Here is a 3,975-nt window from a genome sequence, read left to right as displayed (position 1 = left end):
TTTAGTTTTCAAAGAGCAAGTTAGTTAGCGTGTCGCCCAGAAGCGACTTTACTAATATACCATTCAGCGTTTTTTGTGTCAACACTTTTTTCAAAGAATGTTTTCGTTTGAAAAACGCTTTTTTCTGTTTTCAACCGTCTGCCGCGAAAATGTTTTTTCTGTGTTTCGCAGCGACGGTTATTAATATACCAAGTATTTTTTGAAAGGTCAACAGCTTTTTTTATTTTTTCACGATAATTTTTCCAGGACCTGATAATATCTGTGGTAAATGCCTTGCCCCTTCGTTTCAACGTTAACAACGGCAATGATTTTCTTTTCAATTAAATACTCAACAAGTATCCCAAGATCAACAGAATACGGAACCAGCTCAGAATGCGTCATCATCTCATTAAAAGACCAGTATTCATTTTCCTGCAGCACTTCAAGAAGGTGCTGGGTGCCTATTTTTGTTCTTTTATGAATAAGGAATTCACTTGCAAGAAATAAAAGCTCCAATCTTTTTTCAATTGTTTCTTCACTGCAGACAAGCTCTTCATATAACTTATAAATTTCCGGTTCAATTTGTTTGACTTGATGCCAGACGGTCACCTCAGGATGAAATCCGTTTTCGATTACAGCAAGCCTTGCTAAATGGTGCAAGGAATGAACCACATGGTTATAGGCATCGAGAAAATGGTAATTGTCAAAAAAAGCTTTACCGTCTGTATATCTTCTTATTAATTTTGAGAATTCAATTCCCATCTTAATTTTTCTGCCGAAGAAAGGAAATTCTCTTAATTCATGTTTTAGATTGGCAATACGCTCATTTCGATCAAAAATGATTTTACCGTTATAAAGCCAGTCAAAAATTCTTTTGTTATTTCCAATCAAGAGCCAATCATGGATTTGCTTTTCAGTCACAATGTGCATAGCAGCTTTCTTGTCGCCATAAGAATAGTGTTTTACGAACACAGGATCATCATTTTCTTTAACAATAATAAGCAGAATAACATCAAATGTATCGGTGGTTGGGATGGCTTTTTGCCTTTTCTCGACCATCACCACTCCAATTGTATTAGGGTGACTTGCGCGTTCTTGATATATAGAACGAAGGATATCCTCCATAATAAACTCCTCCATTTGTTTGTTAGCATATATGTTCGACAATTATATAAAATCTCCTGCAAATTCTCTAGACATTTTTCGACAATCATTTAAGAGTGATTATGTTTTATCATGCCGAAAATGATATGATATAGTTAGTTTTTAGGGAGGGAAATTGATGGCTAAATATTCTAGTAAAATAAATAAAATTAGAACTTTTGCACTAAGCCTGATCTTCATCGGCTTCATTGTTATGTACGGCGGCATCTTCTTTCGCAATTCTCCAGTTGTCATGACAATCTTCATGTTAGTGGGACTTCTTTTCATTATCGCGAGCACAGCCGTTTATTTTTGGATTGGAATGCTTTCCACCAAAACTGTTCAGGTTGTCTGTCCGAATTGCGGCAAGCAGACAAAAGTTCTTGGCAGGGTAGATATGTGCATGTATTGCAACGAACCTTTAACCCTTGACCCAAATCTAGAAGGCAAGGATTTTGATGAAAAATATAATCGGAAACAAGAAAAGCTTTAGTGTATGTGTCAGTAACTAAATGCTATGAAAACAGCACAAAACAAAAATAAACTCGGCGCATCTGCCGAGTTTTTCTTATATAGTTTTGTTCTTTTTCTGAAAGACTCCTTCAAAAGTTGCAAATGCTTCAATGAATATGAAAAGAGAGCCTAAAAAAGAAAACTGATAGCTTTCGCCACCAGTGTTAATTAATGCGCTTCTTTAGCTGAGCAATCCGGGCAAGTTCCGTAAATTTCCATTCTATGGTTGCCGACATTAAATCCTGTCACATGCGAAGCTAATTGTTCCACTTCATCGAGTCCAGGGTAATGAAAATCAACAATCTTATCACATTTTTCGCATATCACATGATAATGATGGCTAGTCACATAATCGAAACGGCTTGAGGCATCTCCATAGGTCAGTTCCTTCACTAGTCCAACTTCACGGAATACTCTCAAATTGTTATAAACTGTCGCGACGCTCATATTTGGGAACTTCCCTTCCAGCGCCTTATAGATTTCGTCTGCTGTAGGGTGCGACATTGAGTTTATTAAATATTCGAGTATCGCATGACGTTGCGGAGTAATACGGACTCCTGTATCCTTCAAGGTATCCAAGGCTTCTTTTAACTGGCTCTGTACCACCGCCATGCACCTCACTTTTCTTAAGATTATTATTCTTATTTTATAATATTTATAATTAGTGTACTAATTTAATTCCACTTTTGTCAATATAACAACCTACAGAATCAAGATTTTATCAATTTCCTTCGTGCAGTGTCTGTTCCTTTGAACCAAGGTGCATATTAACATATCTTGCAGCTACAAATAAAAAGTCTGACAGCCGGTTCAAGTAAGAAAGGACAAGCGGATTTACTTCATCACCAATTTCTACCGCCTGACGCTCAGCTCTTCTTGCAATTGTTCTTGCTACATGAAGGGCAGCTCCAGCTTGATTTCCCCCTGGAAGAATGAAGTTGGTTAATTGCGGCAATGCTGCATCCCATGAATCAATCGTCTGTTCTAATTCTTCAATATCCTTTTGTTCCAGTTTCCATTTCACTTCCTTGCCTGCTGGCGTAGCAAGCTCTGCGCCAACATGGAATAAGACGGTTTGAATTTTATGGAAGATTGACTGCAATTCTTCCTTTCCGCTAAAATACTCACCATTCAAATAACTAAGCGCGAGACCGATCATCGAATTGGTTTCATCGCAAGTACCATATGCTTCAACCCTTGCATCGTTTTTGCTGACACGTGTTCCGTAAATGAGCGAGGTTGTTCCCTTATCACCTGTTTTAGTATAAATCTTCATTCCTAGTACCCCCTGTCCATGTCGATTACATTGACATAGTCCGCACGCTTTTTAATATATGTATGCAGATTATGTTTAAAAATTTCAAAAGATCTAGGCATATAGTTTTTCGTTAAACTTGAAATATGCGGAGTTACCGTAACATTATCCATACTCCAAAAAGGATGATCTTCTGCCAACGGCTCAGTATAAAAAACATCTAAATATGCATGCGCAATCTTTCTATCTCTTAGGGCAGCCAATATTACTTCTTCTTCCACTAAATCTCCGCGGCCAATATTTATGAACACGGCTGAATCCTTCATTAGATCAAAATGGCTTTCATCGAGGAGATGCTTTGTCTCATTTGTGCTTGGCAGAACGGAAACAATGAAATCCGCTTCTGGCAACGCCTCTTTAATATCCTTCATCATATAAATTTCATCAGCCCATTCTGCCTTTTCACCGCTGCGGTTAATACCAATTGTTTTCATTTGGAACACTTTTGCCAACCTGGCAACTTCTCCACCGATTGCCCCTATACCTAGAATGAGCAATGTTTTGCCGAACAATTCCCCCATCGGCAGTTTACGTTCCCATACTTGGTTACTTTCGTTTTCCCATAGTGTTTTCATGCGCTTTACATTCTGCAGCATCATGCCGATTGTAAATTCAGCCATCGGGATTCTATGAATTCCGCGTGCATTTGTAACTAAAATCCCCATTTGTTTACAGGCATCGAACGGCATTTTTTCCAAACCAGCTGACATCACCATGATCCATTTTAATTTATCAGCTTTTAAAACGAGTTCCTCCGTTAAATCTTCACCATATGTAATAAATACTTCAGCATTTAAAAATAGATCTTCCTTTATTCCCTTATGAAATTCAAAGTTCACTTGAGGAAATGCCATTTTCACTTCAGTCTGCAATTCATCTGCAGGCAGTATAGATGAATAAATTTTCAATTGGATCCAACCCTTCAAATCTATAGTTGTATTTCTTAATTGTATTAATTTTCAATCTTCATAACAACTTCTAAGCCTAAAAAACTAGAAATACGCATAACAAAAAGCGTAAGCGCC

Annotated in this window: 5 protein-coding genes; 1 reads left to right on the top strand and 4 read right to left on the bottom strand. The window is 37.5% G+C overall.

The genetic code is table 11. The annotated features are described in order from the left end of the window. Positions 1 to 228: 228 nt before the first annotated feature. Positions 229 to 1,104, bottom strand: a complete 876-nt coding sequence (locus V7201_RS13135; RefSeq protein WP_335377192.1) for a nucleotidyltransferase-like protein — start codon at positions 1,102 to 1,104, stop codon at positions 229 to 231. Between the two features lie 157 nt (positions 1,105 to 1,261). On the opposite strand from V7201_RS13135, the gene V7201_RS13130 reads away from it, so the two are divergent. Next, positions 1,262 to 1,615: a YgzB family protein gene (locus V7201_RS13130; RefSeq protein WP_438825049.1), complete on the top strand. Its 354-nt coding sequence runs from the start codon at positions 1,262 to 1,264 to the stop codon at positions 1,613 to 1,615. Positions 1,616 to 1,803: 188 nt separating this feature from the next. Here the strand turns inward: V7201_RS13130 and perR are convergent, their stop codons facing one another. The 3 genes from perR to V7201_RS13115 form a co-directional block, all read right to left on the bottom strand. After that, entirely contained in the window at positions 1,804 to 2,247 is a 444-nt protein-coding gene (gene perR, locus V7201_RS13125) for a peroxide-responsive transcriptional repressor PerR (RefSeq protein WP_438825048.1), read from the bottom strand. A 109-nt stretch (positions 2,248 to 2,356) separates the two neighbouring features. After that, positions 2,357 to 2,911 carry a cob(I)yrinic acid a,c-diamide adenosyltransferase gene (locus V7201_RS13120; RefSeq protein WP_335377189.1) on the bottom strand — a complete coding sequence of 185 codons (555 nt, stop codon included), beginning with the start codon at positions 2,909 to 2,911 and terminating at the stop codon, positions 2,357 to 2,359. Between the two features lie 2 nt (positions 2,912 to 2,913). Beyond that, positions 2,914 to 3,858, bottom strand: a complete 945-nt coding sequence (locus V7201_RS13115; RefSeq protein ID WP_335377188.1) for a D-2-hydroxyacid dehydrogenase — start codon at positions 3,856 to 3,858, stop codon at positions 2,914 to 2,916. Positions 3,859 to 3,975 lie beyond the last annotated feature (117 nt).

Source organism: Bacillus sp. JJ1122 (assembly GCF_036964885.1).
Taxonomy (GTDB): domain Bacteria; phylum Bacillota; class Bacilli; order Bacillales; family Cytobacillaceae; genus Mesobacillus.
Note: the sequence above shows the minus strand (reverse complement) of the source record. Positions and strands in the feature narration are given on the sequence as shown.

Bases quoted from the DNA above. Each gene is read 5' to 3' on its own strand.
- V7201_RS13135 (WP_335377192.1), bottom strand. From the start codon at position 1,104: ATGGAGGATATCCTTCGTTCTATATATCAAGAACGCGCAAGTCACCCT.
- V7201_RS13130 (WP_438825049.1), top strand. From the start codon at position 1,262: ATGGCTAAATATTCTAGTAAAATAAATAAAATTAGAACTTTTGCACTA.
- perR (WP_438825048.1), bottom strand. From the start codon at position 2,247: ATGGCGGTGGTACAGAGCCAGTTAAAAGAAGCCTTGGATACCTTGAAG.
- V7201_RS13120 (WP_335377189.1), bottom strand. From the start codon at position 2,911: ATGAAGATTTATACTAAAACAGGTGATAAGGGAACAACCTCGCTCATT.